A 24,852-nucleotide genomic window follows, 5' to 3' on the forward strand; every position below is an offset into this window, starting at 1 on the left:
CTACATCTTTCCTCGTTTAGACTAGACATGAGGACGTTAAAAGGTTACAGTGGAAAAAGATAAATCTTAGTTCGAATTCAATTACTCTCGTGATTTACGCATATAGGTTACGACTACCTTTTTGGACTTTAAGGTTTCGCGCCCCCCTATCCGCTATATACGCCTTACTATCACCTTCCTGTTCGTAGAGCCACGATTTCGCTATCCCTTCCTCTGACGATTCTTATTTCCAGCGTCAGACTTAAAACGGTCTATCCCCAGACCGTTTTAATCCGCTACCTCACGATAGTCAGGCTTGGGAATCGCTATTGGGTTCACCGGTAGCAGGTGCCCACCAAGGACTTGTACCTCAGATGCACGACATGCCCGTCGTACCAGAAAAGAGCAGGAAAAATTTCCTACTCCAATTTTCTACACTCGTTCTCCATCACTGTTTACTCTGTAGCCATCCACCGTCGTATTAACAGCTAGGGCACCTGAAGAGTAAGAATAATACCACTTACCAGAAACTTGATACCAACCTGTTTTCATTACCCCTGAACTATCCAGATAATACCACGAGCCATTTTCCTTTAACCATCCTGTCTGCATTTCACCAGATAATTTCAAATAATACCAGCTAGAACCGTCTTTCAGCCAGCCTGTTGATTTAGAACCATTTGATTTGAAATGATACCAACTACCATTTATTTTCTTCCAACCGACAGTTGGACTACTATTGGATCTATAGCTAGAGCTATTTCCTGATTGATTCTGATAATTTTGTGAAGAAGTCACTCCCTCTAGCTGTATATAGCGACGACTTCCGTTATAAGCCGTATAACTCAACCACTTGTAGCCATCTTTTTCGAGAATTTGATCATAATGAACCTTCTCCCCAGGATAATAGTAATCAATCACAGTTGCGCTAGCTAGAGGTTGATTTTTGATAGCTGACTTAGTCTTAAAATAATGTGTGCCCCCTGTTGAAGCTAAGGATTGACTAGTCCCAACACTGCCACCAGCCAAATCTTTAAAATGAATAAATCCTGTCATCGTATTTGCTTTTATACTTCGTTTATTATAGGCTTCTGTATAACCATAGTTATATTCCTCGATCTCAATCTGATCTCCCATTACATTTGACACCCAGGCAACATGCCCATAAGTTCCTGCAGTAGACCAAGCAATGGAGCCAATCGTCGGTGTATTATCTACACGATAGCCTTCACGACGAGCACGATGCCCCCATTCATTCGCATTTCCATAAGCCCTTGGAATCTCAAAACCATTGACATTACTCAAACGAAAGGCTGCGAAAGAAGTACACTGACGAGAATACATGCGCCACTGATCAATCTCCTGGCTCCCATTTTTATAATAAGCAGGATAATCATCTCCACGCGCAATCGATCCATTCCCTCCAGAGTAGGCATAGACACTATCACCCGCTGCTAGCATCAATCCTACTACTAAAAAAGAAACAAGCTTTTTAACTGACATCTTCAAGTAATAACTTGTCCCTCTTGCTATAAACGGTAAAATTTTCATTCTTCCTCCTTGAAAAATAATATAAATCGAAGATTGCCTTCACTTAAACTATTCGGAGAAAAAAGAAAAAGTGAGAAAATTTCTCACTTTAGTCCAGATAATGAATCAAATTCTTTTCTGTAAGGATATCTGAGTAGGTAAAGGATTCAACGTAAACATTAGCTTGTTTATCTCCTTCAACGTTCCCAAATTCCACAATAAATAGGGATGGATAAACTTCAATTAACTTACCCAATCTATTTTTTTGGCGCTTGCGCCCATTTTCCAAAGTCATTTCAATTACATGACCCTCATGCGCCTTGATTTCCTCTTTGATTTTTTTCATCTTGGCTACATCTGTAAATGCATCTGACATCTTATGCCTCCCTCTTTGAGATACTTGAAAATTTATTGTATTCTTTTTGGAAAATCAATTCCACAGTTCCACGAGCTCCACTACGGTTTTTCTCGATAATAACTTCCACCTTATTATTTGGTATGCCTTCCTCTTCTTCACCACCACGCTCATAGTAATCGTCGCGATAAAGAAAGGCTACGATATCAGCGTCCTGCTCGATAGACCCAGATTCACGAATATCAGACAAGACTGGTCTTTTATCCTGACGTTGTTCTACACCACGAGACAACTGACTCAGAGCGATTACTGGAACCTTCAGTTCCTTGGCTAGGATTTTCAACTGACGTGAAATTTCTGAAACTTCTTGTTGGCGGTTTTCTCGCCCAGTTCCCGTGATAAGCTGCAAGTAATCTATCAAAATCAAACCTAGATTGCCCGTTTCTTGAGCCAGTTTACGAGAACGAGAACGAATCTCTGTAATTCGAATCCCTGGCGTATCATCGATATAGATACTTGCGTTTGCTAGGTTCCCTTGAGCAATGGTATATTTTTGCCACTCCTCATCGGTCAATTGACCTGTACGGATAGAATGCGACTCAACCAACCCTTCTGCCGCTAACATACGATCGACTAGACTTTCCGCACCCATTTCCAGCGAAAAGATAGCAACCGTTTTGTCCAACTTAGTCCCAATATTCTGAGCGATATTCAAGGCAAAAGCTGTCTTACCAACCGCCGGACGAGCTGCTAGAATAATCAACTCCTCCTCGTGTAGACCAGTCGTCATATGATCCAAATCACGATAACCTGTCGCAATACCTGTAATATCGGTCGTTTGTTGCGAGCGAGCTTCCAGATTTCCAAAGTTGACATTCAACACATCTCGAATGTTCTTAAACCCGCTTCGATTAGCATTTTCACTGACATCAATCAGGCCTTTTTCTGCCTGAGCAATGATTTCATCAGCTGGTTGCGACGCTTCGTAAGCTTGGTTGACAGACTCTGTCAACTTAGCGATTAATCGCCGTAACATAGCCTTTTCTGCAACGATTTTAGCATAATACTCCGCATTAGCAGAAGTTGGCACAGAATTGACAATCTCAACTAGGTAAGACAGGCCACCAATATTCTGTAAATCCCCTTGATTATCAAGAATGGTGCGAACCGTTGTTGCATCTATGGCATCACCACGATCGGATAAATCGACCATGGCTTGGAAAATCAAACGATGGGCATACTTAAAAAAGTCCCGAGACTCAATGTATTCTCGCACAAAAACAAGTTTACTCTCATCAATAAAGATAGCCCCCAAAACAGATTGCTCAGCTAAGATATCTTGAGGTTGTACTCGTAACTCTTCTACTTCTGCCATCAGGCTTCCCTTCCTTTTACAATCTTGTCAAGAAGGTGTAAACTTATCCTTCTTTCACACGAAGATTGATTACACTTGTGATATCTTGATAGATTTTCACTGGCACATCAATCAAACCAACCGCTCGAATCGGAGCTTGTACTTGAATATGACGTTTATCAATCTTAATTCCAAATTGCTTTTGCAATTCTTCTGCAATCTTCTTATTGGTAATAGAACCAAAGGTACGACCATCTGGACCAACTTTTTCAACAAATTCTACAACCGTTTCTTCTGCTTCAAGCTGGGCTTTAATTGCTTTTGCTTCTGCAATCATCTCAGCGTGAGCTTTCTCTTCAGATTTTTGTTTACCACGAAGTTCACCTACAGCTTGAGCAGTCGCTTCTTTTGCTAGGTTCTTTTTGATAAGAAAGTTTTGCGCATACCCTGTTGGTACTTCCTTAATTTCGCCTTTTTTACCTTTTCCTTTAACATCTGCTAAAAAGATTACTTTCATTCTTCTTTCTCCTTTTCCTTTATTTCATTTAATACAATTTCTGTCAGTTTTTCACCTGCTTCTGACAAGGTTAAATCTTTAATTTGAGCTGCTGCCAAATTAAAGTGACCTCCACCGCCTAACTCTTCCATAATCCGTTGCACATTCAGTTTACTACGACTCCGAGCTGAGATGGATATAAAGCCTTGTGTATTTTTCGCAAGAACAAAACTCGCTTCAATACCTGACATAGCTAACATGGCATCTGCTGCCTTACTAATAACAACTGTATCATAGCATTTCGTGTCCTTAGCCTCTGCTATTAGTACATCTGAACCTAATTTACGCCCCTGTAAAATCAGTTCATTGACCTCACGATATTCTTCAAAATCTGTCGCAGCGATTTCTTGGATAGCAATACTATCACTTCCGCGCGTTCTGAGATAGCTAGCAACATCAAATGTCCGACTAGTCACTCGTGAGGTGAAATTTTTAGTATCCAACATCATACCAGCCATCAAGACACTTGCTTGCATACGACTCAAACGATTTTTCTTAGAATTTTGGAACTGAATCAACTCCGTTATCAACTCACTGGCACTACTTGCACCACTTTCGATATAAGTGATAACTGCATTATCTGGAAAATCCTGATCCCTTCTGTGGTGGTCAATAACAATAGTTTGGGTAAATAAATCATAAAATTCTTTTGATAATGTTAAGGCTGTCTTTGAATGGTCTACAAGAATCAACAAAGAACGATTGGTCACCATCCCCATTGCATCCTTAACAGACAACAACTTCGTAACTCCTTCTTTTTCTAAGAATGAAACAGCTCGTTCAATATCTGGAGACATTTGTTCTTCGTCATAAAGAGCATAGCTATTTTCAATCACATTGCTGGCGAACAACTGCATACCTACAGCAGAGCCCAAAGCATCCATATCTAAATTTCTATGCCCAACTACAAACACTTGATCCACACTACGAATCTTATCAGATATGGCTGTCATCATTGATCGAGTACGGGTACGAGTGCGCTTGATGGACGCAGCCGACCCACCGCCAAAGTAGACTGGATTTTTCGTTTCATCATTCTCCTTGACAACCACCTGGTCGCCACCACGTACTTCAGCCAAGTTCAAGTTGAGCAAAGCAACTTTCCCTATTTCATCATGATTTCCATCGCCATAAGAAAATCCCATACTTAAGGTCAAGGGCAACTGCCTCTGTTTCGACTCTGCTCTGAAAGCATCAATAACAGAAAATTTATCATTCATCAAGCCCTCAAGCACCGTATAGTCAGTAAATAGATAAAATCGATCCATACTTACCCGACGAGAAAACATCATGTATTTTTCTGAAAACTCTGATATAAAATTAGCTACAAAACTATTGATTTGACTAATATCTGACTCAGAAGTTGCATCCTCCAAATCATCATAATTATCCACAGACACAACTCCAATCACTGGTCGACTCGTTACTAATTCATCTGTTATGGCTTGCTCCCTGGATACATCTACAAAATACAAAACACCGGAAGAAGAATCCATATGAACAGCATAACGCTTCTCACCCAGCTTAGCATAAGTAGACGGATTTCCTACTGAAGCCTTGATAATCGTTTGAACAGCTTCTAAATCAAAATCGCCATCTTCCTTGGTCAAAATCAATTCAGCATAGGGATTAAACCACTCAACCTCTCCAGAAGATAAATTCAATTTCATAACACCTACAGGCATCTGTTCCAATAGAGATGTCAAACTTTCTTCCGCTTGGTGGTTTACATACTGTATCTGTTCTACATCACTCCTTGTATAATGCACTCTCAGTTTCTTAAATAAAAAAACATAGCCTCCTACAAAAAGAAACAAAATGAAAACCGTCAACAGATTATTATTAACAAAAATAATGAAAGTGGATAAGACTCCAAACGCAATCAATCCTACTAGAATAGGAAAAATTGGACTTACATAAAATTTTTTCATTCAAAACCTCTTGGCACCCATTATACCATAATACCCCTCAAAAAGCGACTTTTTAAAAGTGTAATCAGTAATTCTATCAATTATAAGAAAAAGGTAGTTTACAATTCAGTAAACCTACCTTTACACATATTGAAATTAAGATTCTTTAACCTCTAACAAACCAATTTCGCCATCCTCACGACGATAAATCACATTGGTTGTCTGATCTTCAACATCCACATAGATAAAGAAATCATGCCCCAATAAATCCATTTGTAGAATTGCTTCTTCCAAATCCATTGGTTTTAAATCAATTTGTTTTGAACGAACAACTTTAGACTGGACAACATTTGAATCTTCCACCAAAGCATCTGTAAATAATTGACCAGTTGCTACCTTATTTTTATTTTTACGCTCGATTTTTGTTTTATTTTTACGAATCTGACGTTCAATTTTATCAGTTACAAGGTCAATTGAACCATACATATCTTGAGATACATCTTCTGCACGAAGAGTAATAGAGCCAAGCGGAATCGTTACTTCCACTTTAGCAGTTTTTTCACGATACACCTTCAAGTTAACTCGAGCATCCAACTCTTGTTCAGCTTGAAAATACTTTTCGATCTTTTCGAGTTTAGAAACTACATAATCACGAATTGCTTCTGTTACTTCTAGGTTTTCACCACGTATACTATATTTAATCATATGAGTACCTTCTTTCTAAACATTTTTGTTTTTATGATTTTATTATAACGCTTTCATTCTATTTTTGCAAATTTTTTCCTCATCTTACAAGGGAAAATGTTTTTACATCCTTAGCACCAGCTTCTTCCAACAGTTTCTTGACACGATTTATAGTTGCTCCTGTAGTATAGATATCATCTATAAGTAGGATTTTTTTAGGAATAGTGACTCCACTTTTTATAAAGAAAGGAAGTTCTGTCCCCAAGCGTTCTGAACGATTTTTAGAAGAACTGGCTCTCTCTTCTCTTTTCCCTAGTAAATCCAGATACGAAAAACCTGCTGCCTCTACCAAGCCCTCAACCTGATTAAATCCTCTGTTAACATATCTATCAGGACTTAGGGGAATGACTACAAATTGATACTCTTTGTACTTTTTTAACTCCTCACTTAAAACTGAAGCAAACACTTTTCTTAAAAGGAAGTCTCCATCAAACTTATACCGACTGAAAAAATCCTTCATAGCTTGATTGTAAGTAAAAATCGCTCTATGACTGACTTCAACTCCTTCTTTACACCAAAATTGACAACCTTGACACTTTGTTGACAATCTTATTTTCATACAGTTTGGACAGTGCTCTTCTCCAATCCTCTCAAAAGTAGAATCACAATCTAAACAAAGACAGGAGGCATCATTCTTCAGAAGTAAGAGACTACTAAAAGTTAAAACAGTCTTCATAGTCTGCTCACATAACAAGCACTTCATAGACCAGCCTCCTTATTCATCATCTGAATTTCCTTAATCGCCTTCTTAATTGAAGCATTTAACCCATCATGGAAGAAAAGCAAATCTCCTGTCGGTCTATCCATACTTCGTCCAACTCGTCCACCAATTTGAATCAAACTAGACTTGGTAAACAAACGATGATTGGCCTCTACTACGAAAACATCCACACAAGGGAATGTAACTCCACGCTCCAAGATTGTCGTACTGATAAGTATTGTCAGCTCCCCATCTCGAAAAGCTTGTACTTGCTCTAATCGATCCTCTGTTACAGAAGATACAAAGCCAATTTTCTCATTTGGAAATTGCTCCTGTAAGATTTCTTTTAACTGCTCCCCTTTCTTAATTTCTGAAGCAAAAATAAGTAACGGATAAGCTGTCTTTCTCTGCTTATCAATATAGGACTTTAACTTTGGCGACAAACACTTCTTATCTAAGTAGCGATTAAAATCCGATAACCAAATTGGTTTTGGAATAATCAACGGATTTCCATGAAACCGTCTCGGTAAACTCAGTCTTTTTAGTTCTCCTAAACGGACCTTTTTATCTAACTCATTGGTCGAAGTCGCTGTTAAAAAGATTCTCAATCCATTCTCCTTTACACTATTCTTGACAGCGTGGTAAAGCGTGGGATTATCAACATAAGGAAAAGCATCTACTTCATCCACTATCAGCAAATCAAAAGCTTGATAAAACTTCAATAACTGATGGGTCGTCGCAACAACTAGTGGTGTTCGAAAATAAGGTTCCGATTCTCCATGTAGCAAAGCTATTCCGCAAGAAAAATCCTGTTGCAGGCGCTTATACAGCTCCAAACAAACATCTATGCGAGGACTAGCCAAACACACTGCACCACCTCCATTAATCACTTTAGCCACTACTTGATAAATCATTTCTGTCTTTCCAGCTCCTGTTACCGCATGAACTAAGGTTGGCTTTTGCTTGTCTACTGCTTGAAGTAGTCCCTCTGACACCTTCTCTTGAAAAGGAGTTAATTGGCCGCGCCATTTGAGAACATCTTGCTTCGGAAAATCCTCCTGCGGAAAATAGTATAAAGTTTGATCACTTCTGACTCGCTTCATCAGCAAGCACTCTCGACAATAGTAAGCACCGATGGGCAAATACCATTCTTCTAGAACAGTACTATTACAACGTTGACAGAAAAGTTTCCCCTTCTCCTTTCTCATTGCTGGAAGTTTCTCCGCCAACTGACGTTCTTCTTCTGTTAATTCATTCTCAGTAAATAAACGACCGAGATAATTTGGATTTACTTTCATACTTCTTTATTCGTAAAAACTAGCACTTTAGATGATTTTTTAGTACAATTAAATCATGGAATTTAGAACAATTAAAGAGGACGGACAAGTCCAAGAAGAAATCAAAAAATCCCGCTTTATCTGTCATGCCAAGCGTGTTTATAGCGAAGAAGAGGCTCGTGACTTCATTACTGCCATCAAGAAAGAGCACTACAAAGCTACGCACAACTGCTCTGCCTTCATTATTGGGGAACGTAGTGAAATCAAACGGACAAGTGATGATGGTGAGCCTAGTGGTACTGCTGGCGTTCCCATGCTTGGAGTACTAGAAAATCACAATCTCACCAATCTCTGTGTAGTCGTGACACGCTACTTTGGTGGCATTAAACTAGGCGCTGGAGGATTGATTCGTGCTTACGCTGGCAGTGTTGCCTTAGCTGTCAAAGAAATTGGCATCATTGAAATAAAGGAACAGGCGGGCATTGCTATTCAAATGTCTTACGCTCAGTACCAAGAATATAATAACTTCCTTAAAGAACATAATCTCATGGAGCTGGATACAAACTTTACAGATCAAGTCGATACGATGATTTATGTTGATAAAGAAGAAAAAGAAACTATTAAAGCTTCACTTATAGAGTTTTTTAATGGAAAAGTCACTTTAACTGATCAAGGTTTACGAGAAGTTGAAGTTCCTGTAAACTTAGTGTAAACAATAGATAATACAGTGTTTCGCTGATATTTTCACCGCTACTTTAATTAGCAACATAAAAAGGCGCTTGCCAAGACTTACTAGAAAATGAAGCAATTCAAAAAGAAAACGGATAGCGTTCTCCTTTACACCTATTTACTAGAATTAGCCTATCACAATCGCTTAAAAATTAATGGCTTAGACCTGTGATATAAAAAAATCCTATCGCTCCGATAGGATTTCTATATTTTACAAATGGTATAGTTAGCGTTATACTAGAAATATCTTATACAAAGAGGTATTCATATGTCTATTTATAACAACATTACTGAACTAATCGGTCAAACTCCGATTGTTAAACTAAACAACATTGTGCCAGAAGGTGCTGCAGATGTCTATGTAAAACTTGAAGCATTTAACCCTGGTTCTTCTGTAAAAGACCGTATTGCTCTTAGCATGATTGAAAAAGCTGAACAAGACGGTATTCTGAAACCTGGTTCTACTATTGTTGAAGCAACAAGTGGAAACACTGGTATTGGACTTTCATGGGTAGGGGCTGCTAAAGGGTATAAAGTTGTTATCGTTATGCCTGAAACTATGAGTGTGGAACGACGTAAGATTATCCAAGCCTATGGTGCTGAACTCGTCCTTACTCCTGGTAGCGAAGGAATGAAAGGTGCTATTGCTAAGGCTCAAGAAATCGCTGCTGAACGTGATGGTTTCCTTCCTCTTCAATTTGACAATCCAGCAAATCCAGAAGTACACGAAAGAACAACAGGAGCTGAAATACTAGCTGCTTTCGGTAAAGATGGACTAGATGCCTTTGTTGCTGGAGTGGGTACTGGTGGAACAATTTCTGGTGTTTCTCATGCACTCAAATCAGCAAATTCAAACATTCAAGTTTATGCAGTGGAAGCAGATGAATCTGCTATTCTATCTGGTGAAAAACCTGGTCCTCACAAAATTCAAGGTATCTCAGCTGGATTTATTCCTGATACACTTGATACAAACGCCTATGATGGTATTGTTCGTGTAACATCAGATGATGCTCTTGCACTCGGACGTGAAATTGGTGGAAAAGAAGGCTTCCTTGTAGGGATTTCTTCAGCTGCAGCTATCTACGGAGCCATCGAGGTTGCCAAAAAATTAGGTACAGGTAAAAAGGTCCTTGCTCTAGCACCAGATAACGGTGAACGTTATCTCTCTACAGCACTCTATGAATTTGAAGTTTAGTCTCCTAAATACAATTGGCCCTTATTATAGGGTTTTTTATTTTTACCTTAAAAATAGGAAGCTCTCCCTATAGGGATCGACTGCATAGAAAAAAGGAAGCAAATTTACTTCCTTTCTATAATCAGTTATTCAAGGCTGCTGCCATTGTAGCTGCAACTTCAGCTTCGAAGTCGTTTGCAGCTTTTTCGATACCTTCACCAACTTCAAAGCGAGCGAACTCAACTACTGAAGCGTTAACTGATTCAAGGTATGCTTCAACTGTCTTGCTATCATCCATGATGTAAACTTGTGCAAGAAGTGTGTAAGCTTGGTCAACTTTAGTGTTGTCAAGCATGAAGCGATCCATTTTACCTGGGATAATTTTATCCCAGATTTTTTCTGGTTTGCCTTCTGCAGCCAACTCAGCTTTGATGTCAGCTTCAGCTTGAGCAATAACATCATCAGTCAATTGAGCTTTTGATCCATATTTCAAGTGTGGAAGAGCTGGTTTGTTAACCATTGCACGGCTTTCGTTATCTTGGTCGATAACGTGGTTCAATTGTGCCAACTCATCTTTAACAAATTGCTCATCCAATTCTTTGTATGAAAGAACTGTTGGTTTCATCGCTGCGATGTGCATTGAAATTTGTTTAGCAAGTGCTTCGTCTCCACCTTCGATTACAGAGATAACACCGATACGTCCACCGTTGTGTTGGTATGCTCCGAAGTGTTGTGCATCTGTTTTTTCAATCAAAGCAAAGCGACGGAATGAGATTTTTTCTCCGATAGTTGCTGTTGCAGATACGTATGCAGCTTCAAGAGTTTCACCTGAAGGCATTGTCAAAGCAAGAGCTTCTTCGTTGTTAGCTGGTTTTCCTTCAACGATTGCTTTAGCTGTTGCGTTTACCAACTCAACAAATTGAGCGTTTTTCGCAACGAAGTCAGTTTCAGCATTTACTTCAACAACTGCTGCAATGTTACCGTCAACATAAACACCAGTCAAACCTTCTGCAGCAACACGGTCAGCTTTCTTAGCTGCCTTAGCCATACCTTTTTCACGAAGCAATTCAATCGCTTTTTCGATGTCACCGTCTGTTTCTACAAGCGCTTTTTTAGCGTCCATAACACCGGCACCAGATTTTTCACGCAACTCTTTTACAAGTTTAGCTGTAATTTCTGCCATTTTGATTCTCCTATATTTTTTAAAAATAGGAGAGCCGGGCTAAGCCCCGCCCTCCTAGGTAATTACTATTTATATAAATTAAGCGTTGTCGCCTTCTACAACTTCAACGATTTCTTCAATTGAATCTGCTTGAGTTTCTGAAGCTGCAAATTCTGCTTCAACTGCTACTGCATCCTCACCTTGACGTCCTTCGATGATAGCGTCAGCCAATTTAGCTGTGATCAATTTAACAGCACGGATAGCGTCATCGTTAGCTGGGATGATTACATCAATATCATCTGGATCAGTATTGGTGTCAACCATCGCTACAACTGGGATTCCCAATTTTTTAGCTTCTTTAACAGCGATTTGCTCTTTATGTGGGTCAACTACGTACATCACATCTGGGATACGAGGCATATCTTCGATACCACCCAAGAATTTTTCAAGACGCGCACGTTGTTTGTTAAGAAGTGCAACTTCTTTCTTAGGAAGAACTTCGAAAGTTCCATCTTCTTCCATACGTTTGATTTCTTTCAAACGAGCGATACGTTTTTGGATTGTTCCCCAGTTTGTAAGAGTTCCACCCAACCAACGGTGGTTGATGAAGTATTGACCTGAACGTACTGCTTCTTCAGCAACTGCATCAGCTGCTTGTTTCTTAGTACCAACGAACAATACAACTGCATCGTTAGCTGCTGCATCACGCATGAAGTCGTATGCTTGGTCAGCATATTTTACAGTTTGTTGCAAGTCGATAACGTGGATTCCGTTACGCTCTGTAAAGATGTACTTAGCCATCTTAGGGTTCCAGCGACGAGTTTGGTGACCAAAGTGTACACCAGCCTCAAGAAGTTGTTTCATTGAAATTACTGCCATGAGTATTTCTCCTTTTTGTTTTTTTCCTCTTCTTGACTTCAACTCGCAAAACGACCCAAGGGCAACTGCTTCACAATTCATCAAGAATGAGTATTATCGTTCATACGACAATTTTTATTCTACCATACTTTTTCGATATTTTCAAGCTATTTTGATGGGATTTTTAATAGTTATTGTCTCTGGTAAAATCTGAAAAGAGGGCTCTATTCGAGTCCCTCTATAATTAGTCTGCATAAATATATGTTACAAAACCTTCAGAAGTCGTTGTTGGATTGAACCATCCACGGTGATTTCCAATTGTACGATTCCCAGCATAATTTGATTCTGATACTTGGATACGTGTTGTTGATTCAACAGCTGTAACAACCGCTACGTGACCATATCCACCATCGTTCCAACATGCAATTGCTCCAACTTGAGGTGTTGAACCTGTACGGAAACCTGCTGCTGCTGCACTTGTGGCCCACTGTGCTCCATTACCCCAATAGTCTCCAGCCCAAGGTGCTAATGTTTTAACTCCCCATGTACATTCACCAATTGGATAAGTTGAGGCATTTGTGTTATATGTTGGACGTACTTTAGCCTGAACAGGTGCTACTGCAGATTCAGATACTGCTTGTACCTGTGCTGTTAGGTTTGTATTACCTGAAGCAAGTACTGACTGTTGTTGGCTAGCTTGTTTTTCTTTATAAGCTGCTTCTGCTGCCGCAGCTGCACGAGCCTCTGCCTCAGCTGCTGCTTTTTGCTCTAATAGACTTGCTTTTTCCCCTTCAGCTGTCGCTTTCTCAGCAGCAAGACTCAATTCAGCAGCCTTTAGTTCTGCCTGTTTCGTAGTCAATGCTTGAGCATCATCAGCTAATTTTTGTTGATTAGCAATTACAGTATTGATAGCATCATTATTTGCTACTTGTTTTTCAGAAATAGCTTTTTTATCTGCCTTTTGTTGTTCTAACATTTTGTTGTTCGCAGATACGATTTCACTCATTGCAGTAACACGTGAAATAGCTTCTGTAATTGATTTTGAGTTTACAATGGTATTGATATAGCTAGTTGCAGCTCCATTTGTTTGAGCACTACGAGCTTGTTTTTCCAAAGATTGGTTACGAGAAACAATGTTTTTGGAAAGTTCTGTAATCTCACCCTCGAGTTTCTTAGATTCTGCTTGTAATCTATCATTTTCAGATTGCAAGTTAGATTGCTCTGCTTGAATAGCAGATACTTGCTCCTGAATTTGATCAACTTGTTTTTGTGCTTCTTCTTGTTGTGCTGTTAAGTTACTAATTTTATTATCTTGAGCAGCAATTTTATCATCAGTCGTTTCTGCATGGGCAGTCGTCAATACTGCTGCCTGGGAAACCATTACTGTACTTAATAAAAGCGAGGCTAAGATTTTTTTCTTCATGGTTAATAAATACTCCTTCTGTTTAAGACAATACTAGTATACCAAAAAAAACTCCAATAAATATTACGCCTTTGTTACATTTATATGTCGTTCTTATAGATAATATTTTTCAAAAATAAATTGAAAAACAGTAATCCATAAAAAATTTAAAATCATCGTTGGTACCAAGCTATAGACTATAAAAATAGACATGTTATCTACTGTCAACCCTACCATAAAAGCCAAAAGATAACTACCCATTTCAAACAGGAATGTCAGCACAATCATAGCTAGCATTCTTGTCCAACGATTCAACAAAATAACACTATTCAATTTATGAAGGAAGGCTCCCAATAAGATAAATAAGAGAGTTGCAATCCCTATTAGATGGAAAAAGTAAACATCATAAACCAAGCCTATAACAAAACAATAGACTAGATAGAGATACTCTGATACTTCTATCGTCTCAAATAAGAGAAATAGAAACAGAAAATGACTAGCCAAATGTACATGGGGGAAAAATGAGCCCAGAAGCTGGCTAATATGGGCGTCAATTAGAACAAAGAAAGGAAGCAATAAAAATACTCCAACCTGCTTCAACTGTCTCATTATGAATTCCCCACTAATTCTATCACATCCACATTATGAGTATCTGCACTCAATTTAACAGTTACTTCTCGTGTCAAATAGTCTGTACTATGCGTTGTGGCAACCACTTCACCAACAGGAATATCCGCAACATTAAAGTTTCCTAATCCACCCGTTGTCACCTTATCGCCTGAACTAATATCGCTATTACTATTTAATTGGCTAATTTTAAGAACTTCATTTTCCTTGTCGTAGCCAACAATAATACCATAAATTGTGGTAGTGCCGTGTTGAATTTTAACAGAAATCTTATCAGCATTTTCCGTATTTGTCAGAAGGTTGACCATAGTAGAGTTGTCCTCCACTTTTGAAACACTCCCAATCAAACCACCGTTTGCAATTACTAACATATTCTCAGAAGCACCTTTTGATCTACCTGCATCCAAGGTCAACTCCTGCTTCCAAGATACCGGAGAACGCATAATAACATCTGCTGCCAAAGTCTTTGTGGCTTGCAATTTAGACTTCATATCAAGCAATTGACGCAGTTGTTCATTTTCCGTCTTTAAACTTTCCGCCTCATTTGATTTGACTTCTAACTGGTAAAGCTGTTTCTTCAAACTTTCATTTTCATTATATGCTCGTGTCAAATGAGCCAAATCTGATTTGACAGAATCAAACCACCGAAAAGGTTTTTGCACAACCCTATCAACCAATGAGATTCCATCTCCTAATTTTGTCACAATTGTACTTGAATAAGTCGTCGCTAAGAGAGCTAAGACAAGCAGAACAGTGACAAAAACAATAATGACATATTTTGATTTTTTAAAACGGTTCATATCCCTACCTTTATATCAAGAACTGTTACAGTAACTTTTTTATCAATTCCTGAAAGCTACTAAGATTTTAAGAAAAATAAGCAACAACCAAGTACGATAATAACAAGAATGGTCAGCGTATCCTTTAGAGTCCATTTCAATTGTCGGTATTGACTTCTGCCTTTTCCACCCTGATAACCACGCGCTTCCATAGCGATAGCCAAGGAATCCGCACGTTTTAAACTTGTTGCAAAAAGAGGAATCAAAATGGGAATCATCGCCTTTACTTTTTGAACAATGCTTCCTTCACCAAAATCCACTCCACGCGCTTTCTGCGCATTCATAATCCGCGTCGTATCATCCATTAATGTTGGGACAAAACGTAGACTCATGGACAGCATCAATCCAATTTCATGAACTGGAACTTTCACACGCTTTAAAGGCGCTAACAAAGCTTCGACAGCTGATGCTAAACTTAAGGGCATGGTCGTTAAGGTTAACAAAGTTGAAAAGAAAATAATCAATACAAAACGACAAAAAATAATTCCAGCTTGTTGCAAAGCATAATCCGTGATTCTCACAAACGAAAACTCAAATAAAACATTCCCATTAGAAATGAAAAATAGTTGAAAAATAGTTGTGAAGGCAATCAAGAAAAACATAGACTTCAAGCCCTGAATAAAAAATGAAAGAGATACTCCTGACAAGGCAATAAATATCCCTGTCGCTATAAAAAGAATCAGATTCGTCAAGGGGTTATTAGCCCAAAACACAATCAAAATCAGTAGCATCATAGCAAGCAATTTGCTACGTGGATCCAATCGGTGAACAATCGAATCCCCTGGGATATAACGCCCCAAAATCATACTATCCATTTAGCGACTCCTTGAACTCCTCTATCTTAATCGGTAATCGTTTAAATGACACGCCTCTATCCACCAATCGTTTACAAAAGGCCGTAATTTTAGGTACTCCCAACTGCACTTCTTCCATAAAGACAACATCTTGAAAGACATCACTTGGTTTACCACCCTTCACCAAACGTCCCTTTTCCATCACATAGACTTGATTCGCATATTCAGCAACATCATCCATCAAATGCGTTACCAAGACAATTGTCATCCCTGACTGGTGGAGTTTTTTGAACAAATTCATCAGCTCTTTTCTTCCCATGGGATCTAGGCCTGCTGTGGGCTCATCTAAGACTAATATGGCTGGTTCCATGGCAAGTATGCCTGCAATGGCGACACGTCTCATTTGTCCACCTGATAGCTCAAACGGACTGCGATCAAAAAGTGATTCATCAATTCCAACCAGAGCCAGTTTTTCACGCGCAATCTGCTCCGCATCTTCTTCAGAAACTCCAAAATTTTGTGGTCCAAAAGCAACGTCCTTCAAAACTGTTTCTTCAAAGATCTGATTTTCAGCAAACTGAAATACCAAGCCAACCTGTTTTCTAATTTGACGAATATCTTTATTTTTAGAAGTCGAGGTGATTAAGGTATCAAAAACCCTCACACTCCCTTGACTTGGCACCAATAAACCATTTAAGAGTTGTAAAATAGTTGATTTACCACTACCTGTGTGCCCAATTAAAGCCGTATAAGAACCATCTTCAATCGTCAAAGAAACATCCGACAAAGCTGTTGAAGCTAAGGGAGTCCCTTCTTGATATGTAAAACTCACATTTTCTAGAGCAATTCCCATAATTTATCCTCTAGCTCACTTTCTGTCAAATAATTTTCAGGTAAATCATAGCCATTCTGGCTCAAAGAATATTTTACTTGATTGGCAAAAGGATCGTCTAATCCAATTTGATCTAAATCATTTCGAGAGAAAAGTTCTCTTGGGCTACTAGTTGATTCAATTTCCCCTTTTTTCATGACCAATACGCGGTCACTCATGGCAACTTCTTCCAAATCATGGGTAATAGAAATGACCGTCATATCATAGTCTTTCCGAATTCCCTGTACTGTCTCAATCAGTTCTCTACGCCCCTCAGGGTCCAACATACTCGTTGCTTCATCTAAGATTAAAATAGCTGGTCTTAGGGCTACAACACCTGCAATGGCCACACGTTGTTTTTGGCCACCTGATAGACGCGCCGGCTCTCTCTTTTTAAAGTCCAACATGCCAACCAAATCTAGAGCTTCCTCCACTCTCTTTTTCATTTCTTGACGAGAAAGACCCTGATTTTCCAAACCAAAGGCTACATCATCTTCAACAGTCGCTCCAACAAATTGATTGTCTGGATTTTGAAAAACCATACCGATTTGACGACGTATTTTCCAAACATTTTCCTCAGTCAACCGTTGACCATCTATTACAATCTCTCCAGATTCTGCTTCCAGTAAGCCATCAATTAATCGAACCGTCGTTGATTTACCACTACCATTATGCCCTACAATCGAAAGCCATTCTCCACGTTTCACGTGAAACGTAATATCCTTCACATCATAGTATTCTTGACTTTCCTTATAACGAAAAGAAAGATTTTTTACATCAATTATTGATTTCATTTCGAACCAAATGTCCCTTTAAATACATAGGCACTACCCTTGAAATAATCATAGCCAGAGTAGATAGTGAAAAACAAGGCTACATAAAGTAGAACTTGACCAAGCAAAGTCCAATGTAATAGCAAGAAAATAATGGCAAACATCTGACTAAAAGTTTTAATTTTTCCAGGCATTGCTGCTGCTAAAACTGTTCCACCAGTTTCAACCAATAAAAGCCTTAAACCTGTCACAGCCAACTCACGACAGATGATCACTGCAACAATCCAAGCTGGAGCCATACCTAACTCAATCAGCATAATAAAAGCCGACATAACTAGTAACTTATCCGCCATAGGATCTGCAAATTTACCAAAATTACTGACCACATTCCATTTACGAGCTAAATATCCATCTAAATAATCTGTAATACTAGCAATAGCAAAGATAATAGCTGCCACTATATGACTCTCTATCGAATTTCCTATCGTTAAAATAAAGATAAAAATAGGTATAAAGAGAATTCGACCTATTGTTAAAAGATTGGGAATTTGTTCTTTTTTCATTCGTTTTTCCTTAATTTTTAGTAAAGGTTACAGTGATTTGTCCAGTCTGAGCTGTTAATTTCGATAAATCAACAGTCTGATTATCTACTGTCAAAGCAACACCTTTTACAACACCTAAGGTAATTGTTACAGGACTTTTAGTTGCAACTGTTGCTTCTGCACTTTTCTTCTCTGGCGATAAGGTTACACCGCCCTCAAGTTCGCTTTCTGAAACGCTGACCCAACTTGTAACATCTGAAACTGCCAATTGCAATTTAACTGTTTCCTTACTTGTCTTATAAGCGATTTCTACATGATTTCCTTCACCTGATACACTTATAGCTGATTCTATACTAGAAGAACTGCTAGATGAACTACTACTTGAGGAGTGGGGAACAGAGCTAGTTGAACTTATTGAACTTGTTGATTGAACCACACTGTAATTAGAAAGAGAAGGCCCCTCTGGTTGAGTTTGAATATAGTTCCAAACATAATAGGTCACAAAAATTAAAATAGATAAGGCAAAAAGGATAAAATAAAATAAAGGTAAAAAGGATGGTTTTTTCTTATTTTTCTTACTTGAACGTCTGCGCCCTGTCAACTCGTCTTCATCAACATCTACTTCCTCATAAGTAATCATACTCCCAGAATCATAAGCATCCAAGACAATTTGGTCATCTAACTCAACAGCCCATGCATATTTTCTCAAGAAAGAACGTGTGTAAAAAGGACTTGGAAGTTGATCGAAATCATCTGCTTCCATTGCTTCCAACATATCTAACTGGATTTCTGTCTTTTTCTGCAATTCATCTAAACTCAATCCCTGATTGATTCTAGCTAATCGTAAAACCTCTCCAATTGTTTTTTTTCTCATACTTGTCATCCCTTCTTTCTAGTGTCTATTATAATAGGTTACTACGATGGGAATATTGTAAAATCAACTATGTCACCATCATCTATTAAATGATGTCCAGCATCAAGGACATCCTCTAAAGTAATTTCCTGTAAAATTTTCGGCAAATCAAAAATTGTCTCACCATTTTCAAAAGCATCATATTGCGTTGCAATAAATTCAAGAGAGTTCATGCTACTGAAAAATTCTCCAAACATCTCTCTTTTGATAATATCTAAATGATCCTCTGTAATATCTAAATCCTTTGTAAAATTACGAATGGCCTTCCTAAATTGATGGGATAAAGCAACTGGCTCTTTCGTATCCATTGTCAACATAACAAAATGAAAACGACTTGTTACTTCAATTTCAAGAGATAAGGACGCATCAATTTTACCTGATTCATATAATTTTTGAAAACGATCCGAAGTCCAACCAAACATCATTGCAAACAATAATTTTAATAAAATATGATGTCGATAGCAATCCGCTTCAGAAACTTCTCGCTTACCTCTAACTCCAATCGCTAGTTTGGGAGAAGATACTTCTATTCTCATACTATCTGTTGGCTTTACAGGCTGTAAAAACAACTTTTCTCTTGCTACTTCCTGAAAATCTGAATCTTTCAGTTCTTTGCTTTCAAAATAGTCCTGTACTCGCTCCACATCAAAATCACCAACTAAAAACAGAGACATGTTTACAGGTTTGTAAAATCTTGCAAAATTTTCTTGCAAATTAGTTAGATTTATTTGGGAAATGGACTCCTCACTTCCAACTATATCCGTCGCTAAAGGTGTACCTGGATACAAATTCGCTAAGGTTGAAAAGAATAAACACGAATCTGGATCATCTTGATACATTTCTCGTTCTTGCTGAATAATATCCTGCTCTCTTAAAATGGAATCTTCAGTAAAATGTGCTGATGTTACCAATTCATCAAGTAAATCTAAATTTTCTAAAAAATGATCCGTTGCTGAAAAAAGATAGCTTGTTTTTGTAAAGCTTGTAAAGGCATTACTATCTGCACCTAGACTCGTAAAAGCCGACATCAAATCGCTAGAATCTTCTCTCTCAAATAATTTATGTTCAAGAAAATGAGCAATTCCCGCAGGATATTCTTTTACATCTCCGTCAACTTCTGTGACAAGCGTATCTACCGAACCAAATTGTACAGTTACACTCCCGTAAACCTCTTTAAATTCCTTTTTAGGCAAAAGAGCAACTGTCAATCCGTTGGCCAAACGAGTTCGATAAATCATTTCTTTTACAGCTGGATAGTATTTTTCTTCAAAAACAACCTTTGTCATTCTATTCCTTCCATAAAGTAAATCGCCTGTAGTTTCACATTATTAGCTGCTCTACAAATAGCATCTTTGTCAACTTGCTCGAGTTTTGCAATCCAACTTTTAAAGTCTGCTGAAGATTTCCCAAGTAAGGCATTTTGATAAGCACGTTCAATCAATGAACCTTGATTATCTTGAGAAAGCAACAAAGACCGACGAATCATTTCCTTGGTCTGCTCTAGCTCAAGCTCTGTAAAATAACCTTTTTTTAAATCAAGTAATTGATTATTCATCATTTTTCGAGCCTGATTCCTATTTTCTCGATTGATACCAGCATACATTCTCAAGAATCCACTAAACAAATCGAGTTGACTTAAAATGGTATAAGCTAATCCAGCATTTTCACGGACATTTGTAAAGAGCTTAGAGTGAGCAAATCCACCAAGTAAACCATTCATTACAATCATGGGTAAATGTTGCTCATCGCCATATTCAGCAGAGCAATAATATCCCAACTCTAAAATAGACTGTCCCACATTTTTCCGAACCATACCTTCCTGAAGGATATTGGAATAAGGTTGACAATACTGAACCTTCATATCTCCTTTTCGAGCTTTAAAGGCAAATGATTCTAATACATTTTGAATTTCAACCTCATTAAAATCACCTAGGAAAAAGAAATCTATTCGATCATTGGCCAAAAATTCTTGGAAACAAGAATAAGAACTTTGTGGAGTTTCAGCTAAAATACGATTTCGTAAATCACTATATTCCAATTGAAGACGTTCATCATGAAAAAACAATTTATCCAATTCTTTATGTGCAAAATAAAAAGAATCATCCATATCAGCTGCTAAACTTGCTAGCAATTGTTTTTTCTCAATTTCAAATAAGGCCGGATCAAACCCATTATCAACTACTACGGGTGAAAAAAGAGTTTCTTTTACAAGTTCCAAAATCTGAGAGGTTAGCACGTTTTTCCTACTTAAAAACTCATCACGAACATAGGTAAATGTCAATTCTATAATGTGGCTTTGCCCTCTTCTGAAACAATTGGTTGACATATCTGTACCGTATAGACTGGCCAAGTATCTCCTCAAATCTTGAGAAGTGGGGTACATCTGATTAGCAGTCTCTAGCATACTTGCACTCAACATGTGACCTGCAATCGTATCAAGGGATAATGGAGCGGTAAAACGCACGGTAATTTTGTTTGTTTTAAACTTTTTTGATTGGATAAAATGTGTTGAAATTCCATGCACTAACTCCATGATTTACCTCCTTATATACAGACTTCTATTATATCACGAAAACCTGAAATTTTCTTGTTCCCTGTAACACTTTTGAAATAAAAATCGCTTACATTTCTCGCTGTCTCTCTCACTATTTTTAGGAAAATATGGTATAATACCAAAGATTGAGGTGAATTATGGAATACAAATTATTTGAAGAATTTATTACCCTCCAAGCACTACTCAAAGAACTTGGAATTACACATAGCGGAGGAGCTATTAAATCATTTCTCTCTGAACATTCTGTTTACTTTAATAGGGAATTAGAGAGTCGTCGTGGAAAAAAACTTCGTATTGGCGATAAAGTTGACATCCCTGACATGAACATTGACATCTTGTTGACACAACCTACTTCTGAAGAACAAGATGAATACCAAGCTGATAAAGTTGAAAAAGAACGGATCGCTAAACTTGTCAAAAAGATGAATAAGGGAGTTAAAAAAGACAAATCGAAACCTGCTTCATCACCAAAAAGCAAACAAGCTCCACGATTCCCTGGTAGATAATCATGTGGCTACAACACCTATCTCTCAAAACTTTTCGTAACTACAAAGAGACGAAAATAGACTTTAATCCTAAATTAAATGTCTTTTTAGGACGTAATGCACAAGGTAAAACAAATATGTTAGAGGCTATCTATTTTTTAGCCTTAACACGTAGCCATCGAACTCGAACAGATAAAAATCTCATTCATTTTGATGAGGAACAACTTCATCTTTCAGGTCTCGTTCAGAAAAAAACGGGATCTATTCCTCTCGAAATTGAACTAACACAAAAAGGACGTGTTACAAAAGTTAATCACTTAAAACAGGCACGACTTTCAGATTATGTAGGACACATGAATGTTGTCTTATTTGCTCCTGAAGATTTACAACTAATTAAAGGAGCCCCTTCGATTCGACGAAAATTCATTGATATGGAGCTTGGGCAAATTAAGCCAATCTATTTATCAGATTTAACCAATTATAATCACATCCTAAAACAAAGAAACACTTATCTAAAATCAGTTCAAAAAATAGATGAAACCTTCCTTTCAGTCTTAGATGATCAGCTAATTGATTATGGATGTCGTGTAATGAATCACCGCTTAGATTTCATAAAAAAACTAGAATCATTTGGGCGTAAGAAACATTTTGAACTTTCTAATCAGATTGAAGAACTGTCAATATTCTATCAATCTTCTGTAAAGATAACTGACAAGGAAGACTTATCCGAATCTTTCAAAATTGCTTTAGAAAAAAGTAGATCCAGAGATTTATTTAAAAAGAATACTGGTGTTGGTCCTCATCGAGATGATATTTCTTTTTATATAAATGGGATGGATGCTAGTTTTGGAAGTCAAGGTCAACATCGTAGTCTCGTCCTCTCTATAAAATTAGCAGAAATTGAGTTAATGGAAAGTATTACTACAGAATCTCCAATATTACTACTTGACGATGTTATGAGCGAACTTGACAACACTAGACAACTAAAATTATTAGAAACGATTTCTCATTCAATCCAAACCTTTATCACAACAACAAGCTTAGATCATCTCCAAAATCTACCAGAAAATCTAAGTATCTTCACTATTCAGGATGGTAAAGTTACTGTAAATTAAAATTGACACTATCGTAAAAGAACTCCTGTTTTCACGGGAGTTCTTTTCATTGTTTTTTACATAGAATAATTTGGCGCCTCATTAGTAATTTGTACATCATGAGGATGGCTCTCTTTCAAACCAGCACCAGACATTTCAATAAATTGAGCATTATCGTGTAGTTCTTTAAGGTTAGCTGCACCACAGTAACCCATACCAGAGCGAATACCACCAATCATTTGGAAGACAATATCAGCTGCCGCTCCTTTATAAGCAACACGACCTTCAATTCCTTCTGGAACGAGTTTGTTTGCTTCATTGACAGAACCTTGGAAGTAACGATCGCTTGAACCTTTCTTCATAGCAGCAATTGATCCCATACCACGGTAAGTCTTAAACTTACGTCCTTGGAAGATTTCAGTTTCGCCTGGAGCTTCATCAGTTCCAGCAAACATTGATCCAAGCATAACTGCATTTCCACCTGCAGCAAGGGCTTTTACAATATCTCCAGAATACTTGATTCCACCGTCAGCAATGATCGTTTTACCATATTCACGCGCAACAGCTGCAGCATCGTAGATAGCTGTTACTTGCGGAACACCAACACCAGCAATCACACGAGTAGTACAGATAGAACCTGGGCCAATACCAACCTTGACAACATCTACACCTGCTTCATAAAGGGCACGTGCACCTTCAGCAGTAGCAATATTTCCAGCAATCAAAGTACGATCTGGGAAGTGAGCACGAATCTCAGCAATTTTACGCAAGACACCTGCAGAATGACCATGTGCAGTATCAATAACAATCGCATCCGCTCCTGCCTCAAAAAGAGCCTCTGCACGTTCAAATGTATCTGAAGTAACACCTACTGCACCTGCAACTAGAAGACGACCAAACTCATCTTTAGCAGCATTTGGAAACTCAATAACTTTTTCAATATCTTTGATAGTAATCAAGCCAGAAAGACGACCTTCTTCATCTACCAACGGAAGTTTTTCAATACGGTGTTCTTGAAGAATATTCTCAGCTGTTGCAAGGTCTGTACCCACAGGAGCAGTAACAAGATTTTCACTAGTCATATGGTTTGAGATTGGTTGGTTATAATCTGAAATAAAACGAAGATCTCGGTTTGTCAAAATACCAACCAATTTACGATTTTCAAGTGTTTCAACAACTGGAACACCACTGATGCGGTAACGACCCATAAGCTCATCTGCTTCAGCAATTGTATGTTCAGGTGTCAAGAAGAACGGATCAATAATAACTCCATTTTCAGAACGTTTTACCTTACGAACCTCGTCTGCTTGTTGAGCAATTGACATGTTTTTATGGATAACTCCGAGACCGCCTGCACGAGCAATAGCAATAGCCATTTGACTCTCTGTAACTGTGTCCATGGCAGCGGTAATAATTGGGATATTTAAAGTCAGATTATCTGCCAATTTAGTTGTTAAATCTGCATCGTTAGGCAACACATGACTTTCAGCTGGAATAAGTAATACATCATCAAAGGTAAAACCTTTTTTCAAAAATTTAGTGTCCCAATTAGACATTCGAAGTTTCCTCTTTTCTTTCTTTTTGAGCTTGACTCTTTTTATATTGTATCTATCATACCATTCTATAAAAA

25 protein-coding genes are annotated in these 24,852 nt (G+C 38.0%); 4 read left to right on the plus strand and 21 right to left on the minus strand.

Translation table 11 applies throughout. The features are described from left to right. Window positions 1-411: 411 nt before the first annotated feature. From cbpD to HT729_RS04125, 8 genes are all read right to left on the minus strand, one after another. Window positions 412-1,530 carry a choline binding-anchored murein hydrolase CbpD gene (cbpD, locus tag HT729_RS04090; RefSeq protein WP_172931709.1) on the minus strand — a complete coding sequence of 373 codons (1,119 nt, stop codon included), beginning with the start codon at window positions 1,528-1,530 and terminating at the stop codon, window positions 412-414. An 88-nt stretch (window positions 1,531-1,618) separates the two neighbouring features. Then, the gene (locus tag HT729_RS04095; RefSeq protein ID WP_001278160.1) at window positions 1,619-1,885 is read right to left on the minus strand and encodes a Veg family protein; all 267 of its coding nucleotides are present in this window, start codon (window positions 1,883-1,885) and stop codon (window positions 1,619-1,621) included. A gap of 1 nt (window position 1,886) precedes the next feature. After that, window positions 1,887-3,239: a replicative DNA helicase gene (gene dnaB / locus HT729_RS04100; protein WP_000852490.1), complete on the minus strand. Its 1,353-nt coding sequence runs from the start codon at window positions 3,237-3,239 to the stop codon at window positions 1,887-1,889. A gap of 43 nt (window positions 3,240-3,282) precedes the next feature. Further along, a complete protein-coding gene (rplI, locus tag HT729_RS04105) occupies window positions 3,283-3,735 on the minus strand; it encodes a 50S ribosomal protein L9 (RefSeq protein WP_000864214.1) in 453 nt (150 codons plus the stop codon). Next, the gene (locus HT729_RS04110; protein ID WP_119941818.1) at window positions 3,732-5,705 is read right to left on the minus strand and encodes a DHH family phosphoesterase; all 1,974 of its coding nucleotides are present in this window, start codon (window positions 5,703-5,705) and stop codon (window positions 3,732-3,734) included. Before HT729_RS04110 ends, rplI begins: the two co-directional genes overlap by 4 nt. A 135-nt stretch (window positions 5,706-5,840) precedes the next feature. Next, complete coding sequence (raiA, locus tag HT729_RS04115; RefSeq protein WP_000599099.1) at window positions 5,841-6,389, minus strand: ribosome-associated translation inhibitor RaiA; 549 nt, start codon at window positions 6,387-6,389, stop codon at window positions 5,841-5,843. Window positions 6,390-6,468: 79 nt separating this feature from the next. Beyond that, on the minus strand, window positions 6,469-7,131 hold the full coding sequence (locus HT729_RS04120; RefSeq protein ID WP_172931710.1) for a ComF family protein: 663 nt from the start codon (window positions 7,129-7,131) through the stop codon (window positions 6,469-6,471). After that, window positions 7,128-8,426, minus strand: a complete 1,299-nt coding sequence (locus tag HT729_RS04125) for a DEAD/DEAH box helicase (protein ID WP_172931711.1) — start codon at window positions 8,424-8,426, stop codon at window positions 7,128-7,130. The genes HT729_RS04120 and HT729_RS04125 overlap by 4 nt, the downstream gene beginning before the upstream one ends. Before the next feature lie 55 nt (window positions 8,427-8,481). Here HT729_RS04125 and HT729_RS04130 point away from each other — a divergent pair, with 55 nt between their 5' ends. Both HT729_RS04130 and cysK read left to right on the plus strand, forming a co-directional pair. Continuing rightward, a complete protein-coding gene (locus HT729_RS04130; protein WP_050259866.1) occupies window positions 8,482-9,117 on the plus strand; it encodes a YigZ family protein in 636 nt (211 codons plus the stop codon). 285 nt (window positions 9,118-9,402) lie between these two features. Further along, entirely contained in the window at window positions 9,403-10,329 is a 927-nt protein-coding gene (cysK, locus tag HT729_RS04135) for a cysteine synthase A (protein ID WP_000029884.1), read from the plus strand. A gap of 121 nt (window positions 10,330-10,450) precedes the next feature. Here the strand turns inward: cysK and tsf are convergent, their stop codons facing one another. The 12 genes from tsf to HT729_RS04195 form a co-directional block, all read right to left on the minus strand. Beyond that, window positions 10,451-11,491, minus strand: coding sequence for a translation elongation factor Ts (gene tsf, locus HT729_RS04140; protein ID WP_172931712.1), 1,041 nt, complete (start codon window positions 11,489-11,491; stop codon window positions 10,451-10,453). Window positions 11,492-11,569: 78 nt separating this feature from the next. Beyond that, the gene (gene rpsB, locus HT729_RS04145) at window positions 11,570-12,349 is read right to left on the minus strand and encodes a 30S ribosomal protein S2 (RefSeq protein WP_000268466.1); all 780 of its coding nucleotides are present in this window, start codon (window positions 12,347-12,349) and stop codon (window positions 11,570-11,572) included. Between the two features lie 223 nt (window positions 12,350-12,572). Continuing rightward, window positions 12,573-13,751, minus strand: coding sequence for a CHAP domain-containing protein (locus HT729_RS04150; RefSeq protein ID WP_000727004.1), 1,179 nt, complete (start codon window positions 13,749-13,751; stop codon window positions 12,573-12,575). Window positions 13,752-13,844: 93 nt separating this feature from the next. Beyond that, entirely contained in the window at window positions 13,845-14,339 is a 495-nt protein-coding gene (gene mreD / locus HT729_RS04155; RefSeq protein ID WP_001249443.1) for a rod shape-determining protein MreD, read from the minus strand. Beyond that, on the minus strand, window positions 14,339-15,157 hold the full coding sequence (gene mreC, locus HT729_RS04160; protein ID WP_023933021.1) for a rod shape-determining protein MreC: 819 nt from the start codon (window positions 15,155-15,157) through the stop codon (window positions 14,339-14,341). The genes mreD and mreC overlap by 1 nt, the downstream gene beginning before the upstream one ends. A 59-nt stretch (window positions 15,158-15,216) precedes the next feature. Further along, window positions 15,217-16,011 carry an energy-coupling factor transporter transmembrane protein EcfT gene (locus HT729_RS04165; RefSeq protein ID WP_023936273.1) on the minus strand — a complete coding sequence of 265 codons (795 nt, stop codon included), beginning with the start codon at window positions 16,009-16,011 and terminating at the stop codon, window positions 15,217-15,219. Continuing rightward, entirely contained in the window at window positions 16,004-16,843 is an 840-nt protein-coding gene (locus HT729_RS04170) for an energy-coupling factor transporter ATPase (RefSeq protein ID WP_138699845.1), read from the minus strand. The genes HT729_RS04165 and HT729_RS04170 overlap by 8 nt, the downstream gene beginning before the upstream one ends. Then, window positions 16,828-17,655, minus strand: coding sequence for an energy-coupling factor ABC transporter ATP-binding protein (locus tag HT729_RS04175; protein ID WP_000835726.1), 828 nt, complete (start codon window positions 17,653-17,655; stop codon window positions 16,828-16,830). The genes HT729_RS04170 and HT729_RS04175 overlap by 16 nt, the downstream gene beginning before the upstream one ends. Continuing rightward, window positions 17,652-18,197, minus strand: a complete 546-nt coding sequence (gene pgsA, locus HT729_RS04180) for a CDP-diacylglycerol--glycerol-3-phosphate 3-phosphatidyltransferase (RefSeq protein ID WP_000712127.1) — start codon at window positions 18,195-18,197, stop codon at window positions 17,652-17,654. The genes HT729_RS04175 and pgsA overlap by 4 nt, the downstream gene beginning before the upstream one ends. Window positions 18,198-18,207: 10 nt before the next feature. Further along, window positions 18,208-19,050 (minus strand): cytoskeleton protein RodZ, encoded by an 843-nt coding sequence (gene rodZ, locus HT729_RS04185; RefSeq protein WP_023936269.1) that lies wholly within the window; start codon window positions 19,048-19,050, stop codon window positions 18,208-18,210. Window positions 19,051-19,091: 41 nt separating this feature from the next. Then, window positions 19,092-20,375 carry a pitrilysin family protein gene (locus HT729_RS04190; protein ID WP_023933019.1) on the minus strand — a complete coding sequence of 428 codons (1,284 nt, stop codon included), beginning with the start codon at window positions 20,373-20,375 and terminating at the stop codon, window positions 19,092-19,094. Next, window positions 20,372-21,622 carry a pitrilysin family protein gene (locus tag HT729_RS04195; RefSeq protein ID WP_166727474.1) on the minus strand — a complete coding sequence of 417 codons (1,251 nt, stop codon included), beginning with the start codon at window positions 21,620-21,622 and terminating at the stop codon, window positions 20,372-20,374. The genes HT729_RS04190 and HT729_RS04195 overlap by 4 nt, the downstream gene beginning before the upstream one ends. A 158-nt stretch (window positions 21,623-21,780) precedes the next feature. On the opposite strand from HT729_RS04195, the gene yaaA reads away from it, so the two are divergent. Together yaaA and recF are read left to right on the plus strand one after the other, a co-directional pair. Next, the gene (gene yaaA, locus HT729_RS04200) at window positions 21,781-22,149 is read left to right on the plus strand and encodes a S4 domain-containing protein YaaA (protein WP_000455902.1); all 369 of its coding nucleotides are present in this window, start codon (window positions 21,781-21,783) and stop codon (window positions 22,147-22,149) included. A gap of 2 nt (window positions 22,150-22,151) precedes the next feature. Then, window positions 22,152-23,243, plus strand: a complete 1,092-nt coding sequence (gene recF / locus HT729_RS04205) for a DNA replication/repair protein RecF (protein ID WP_172931713.1) — start codon at window positions 22,152-22,154, stop codon at window positions 23,241-23,243. Between the two features lie 56 nt (window positions 23,244-23,299). On the opposite strand, the gene guaB is transcribed toward recF, so the two are convergent. Continuing rightward, window positions 23,300-24,778, minus strand: coding sequence for an IMP dehydrogenase (gene guaB, locus HT729_RS04210; protein ID WP_000073412.1), 1,479 nt, complete (start codon window positions 24,776-24,778; stop codon window positions 23,300-23,302). Window positions 24,779-24,852: the final 74 nt, after the last annotated feature.

Origin of the sequence: Streptococcus sp. 79 (genome assembly GCF_013277425.1) — a bacterium.
GTDB lineage: Bacteria > Bacillota > Bacilli > Lactobacillales > Streptococcaceae > Streptococcus > Streptococcus pseudopneumoniae.

Excerpts from the sequence above, each read along its gene's own strand:
- HT729_RS04165 (WP_023936273.1), bottom strand. The coding sequence starts at position 16,011 with ATGGATAGTATGATTTTGGGGCGTTATATCCCAGGGGATTCGATTGTT.
- mreD (WP_001249443.1), bottom strand. The coding sequence starts at position 14,339 with ATGAGACAGTTGAAGCAGGTTGGAGTATTTTTATTGCTTCCTTTCTTT.
- mreC (WP_023933021.1), bottom strand. The coding sequence starts at position 15,157 with ATGAACCGTTTTAAAAAATCAAAATATGTCATTATTGTTTTTGTCACT.
- HT729_RS04120 (WP_172931710.1), bottom strand. The coding sequence starts at position 7,131 with ATGAAGTGCTTGTTATGTGAGCAGACTATGAAGACTGTTTTAACTTTT.
- cysK (WP_000029884.1), top strand. The coding sequence starts at position 9,403 with ATGTCTATTTATAACAACATTACTGAACTAATCGGTCAAACTCCGATT.
- tsf (WP_172931712.1), bottom strand. The coding sequence starts at position 11,491 with ATGGCAGAAATTACAGCTAAACTTGTAAAAGAGTTGCGTGAAAAATCT.
- pgsA (WP_000712127.1), bottom strand. The coding sequence starts at position 18,197 with ATGAAAAAAGAACAAATTCCCAATCTTTTAACAATAGGTCGAATTCTC.
- HT729_RS04130 (WP_050259866.1), top strand. The coding sequence starts at position 8,482 with ATGGAATTTAGAACAATTAAAGAGGACGGACAAGTCCAAGAAGAAATC.
- raiA (WP_000599099.1), bottom strand. The coding sequence starts at position 6,389 with ATGATTAAATATAGTATACGTGGTGAAAACCTAGAAGTAACAGAAGCA.
- HT729_RS04175 (WP_000835726.1), bottom strand. The coding sequence starts at position 17,655 with ATGAAATCAATAATTGATGTAAAAAATCTTTCTTTTCGTTATAAGGAA.
- HT729_RS04110 (WP_119941818.1), bottom strand. The coding sequence starts at position 5,705 with ATGAAAAAATTTTATGTAAGTCCAATTTTTCCTATTCTAGTAGGATTG.
- recF (WP_172931713.1), top strand. The coding sequence starts at position 22,152 with ATGTGGCTACAACACCTATCTCTCAAAACTTTTCGTAACTACAAAGAG.
- rplI (WP_000864214.1), bottom strand. The coding sequence starts at position 3,735 with ATGAAAGTAATCTTTTTAGCAGATGTTAAAGGAAAAGGTAAAAAAGGC.
- guaB (WP_000073412.1), bottom strand. The coding sequence starts at position 24,778 with ATGTCTAATTGGGACACTAAATTTTTGAAAAAAGGTTTTACCTTTGAT.
- HT729_RS04150 (WP_000727004.1), bottom strand. The coding sequence starts at position 13,751 with ATGAAGAAAAAAATCTTAGCCTCGCTTTTATTAAGTACAGTAATGGTT.
- rpsB (WP_000268466.1), bottom strand. The coding sequence starts at position 12,349 with ATGGCAGTAATTTCAATGAAACAACTTCTTGAGGCTGGTGTACACTTT.
- cbpD (WP_172931709.1), bottom strand. The coding sequence starts at position 1,530 with ATGAAAATTTTACCGTTTATAGCAAGAGGGACAAGTTATTACTTGAAG.
- HT729_RS04195 (WP_166727474.1), bottom strand. The coding sequence starts at position 21,622 with ATGGAGTTAGTGCATGGAATTTCAACACATTTTATCCAATCAAAAAAG.
- HT729_RS04170 (WP_138699845.1), bottom strand. The coding sequence starts at position 16,843 with ATGGGAATTGCTCTAGAAAATGTGAGTTTTACATATCAAGAAGGGACT.
- yaaA (WP_000455902.1), top strand. The coding sequence starts at position 21,781 with ATGGAATACAAATTATTTGAAGAATTTATTACCCTCCAAGCACTACTC.
- HT729_RS04125 (WP_172931711.1), bottom strand. The coding sequence starts at position 8,426 with ATGAAAGTAAATCCAAATTATCTCGGTCGTTTATTTACTGAGAATGAA.
- HT729_RS04190 (WP_023933019.1), bottom strand. The coding sequence starts at position 20,375 with ATGACAAAGGTTGTTTTTGAAGAAAAATACTATCCAGCTGTAAAAGAA.
- HT729_RS04095 (WP_001278160.1), bottom strand. The coding sequence starts at position 1,885 with ATGTCAGATGCATTTACAGATGTAGCCAAGATGAAAAAAATCAAAGAG.
- dnaB (WP_000852490.1), bottom strand. The coding sequence starts at position 3,239 with ATGGCAGAAGTAGAAGAGTTACGAGTACAACCTCAAGATATCTTAGCT.
- rodZ (WP_023936269.1), bottom strand. The coding sequence starts at position 19,050 with ATGAGAAAAAAAACAATTGGAGAGGTTTTACGATTAGCTAGAATCAAT.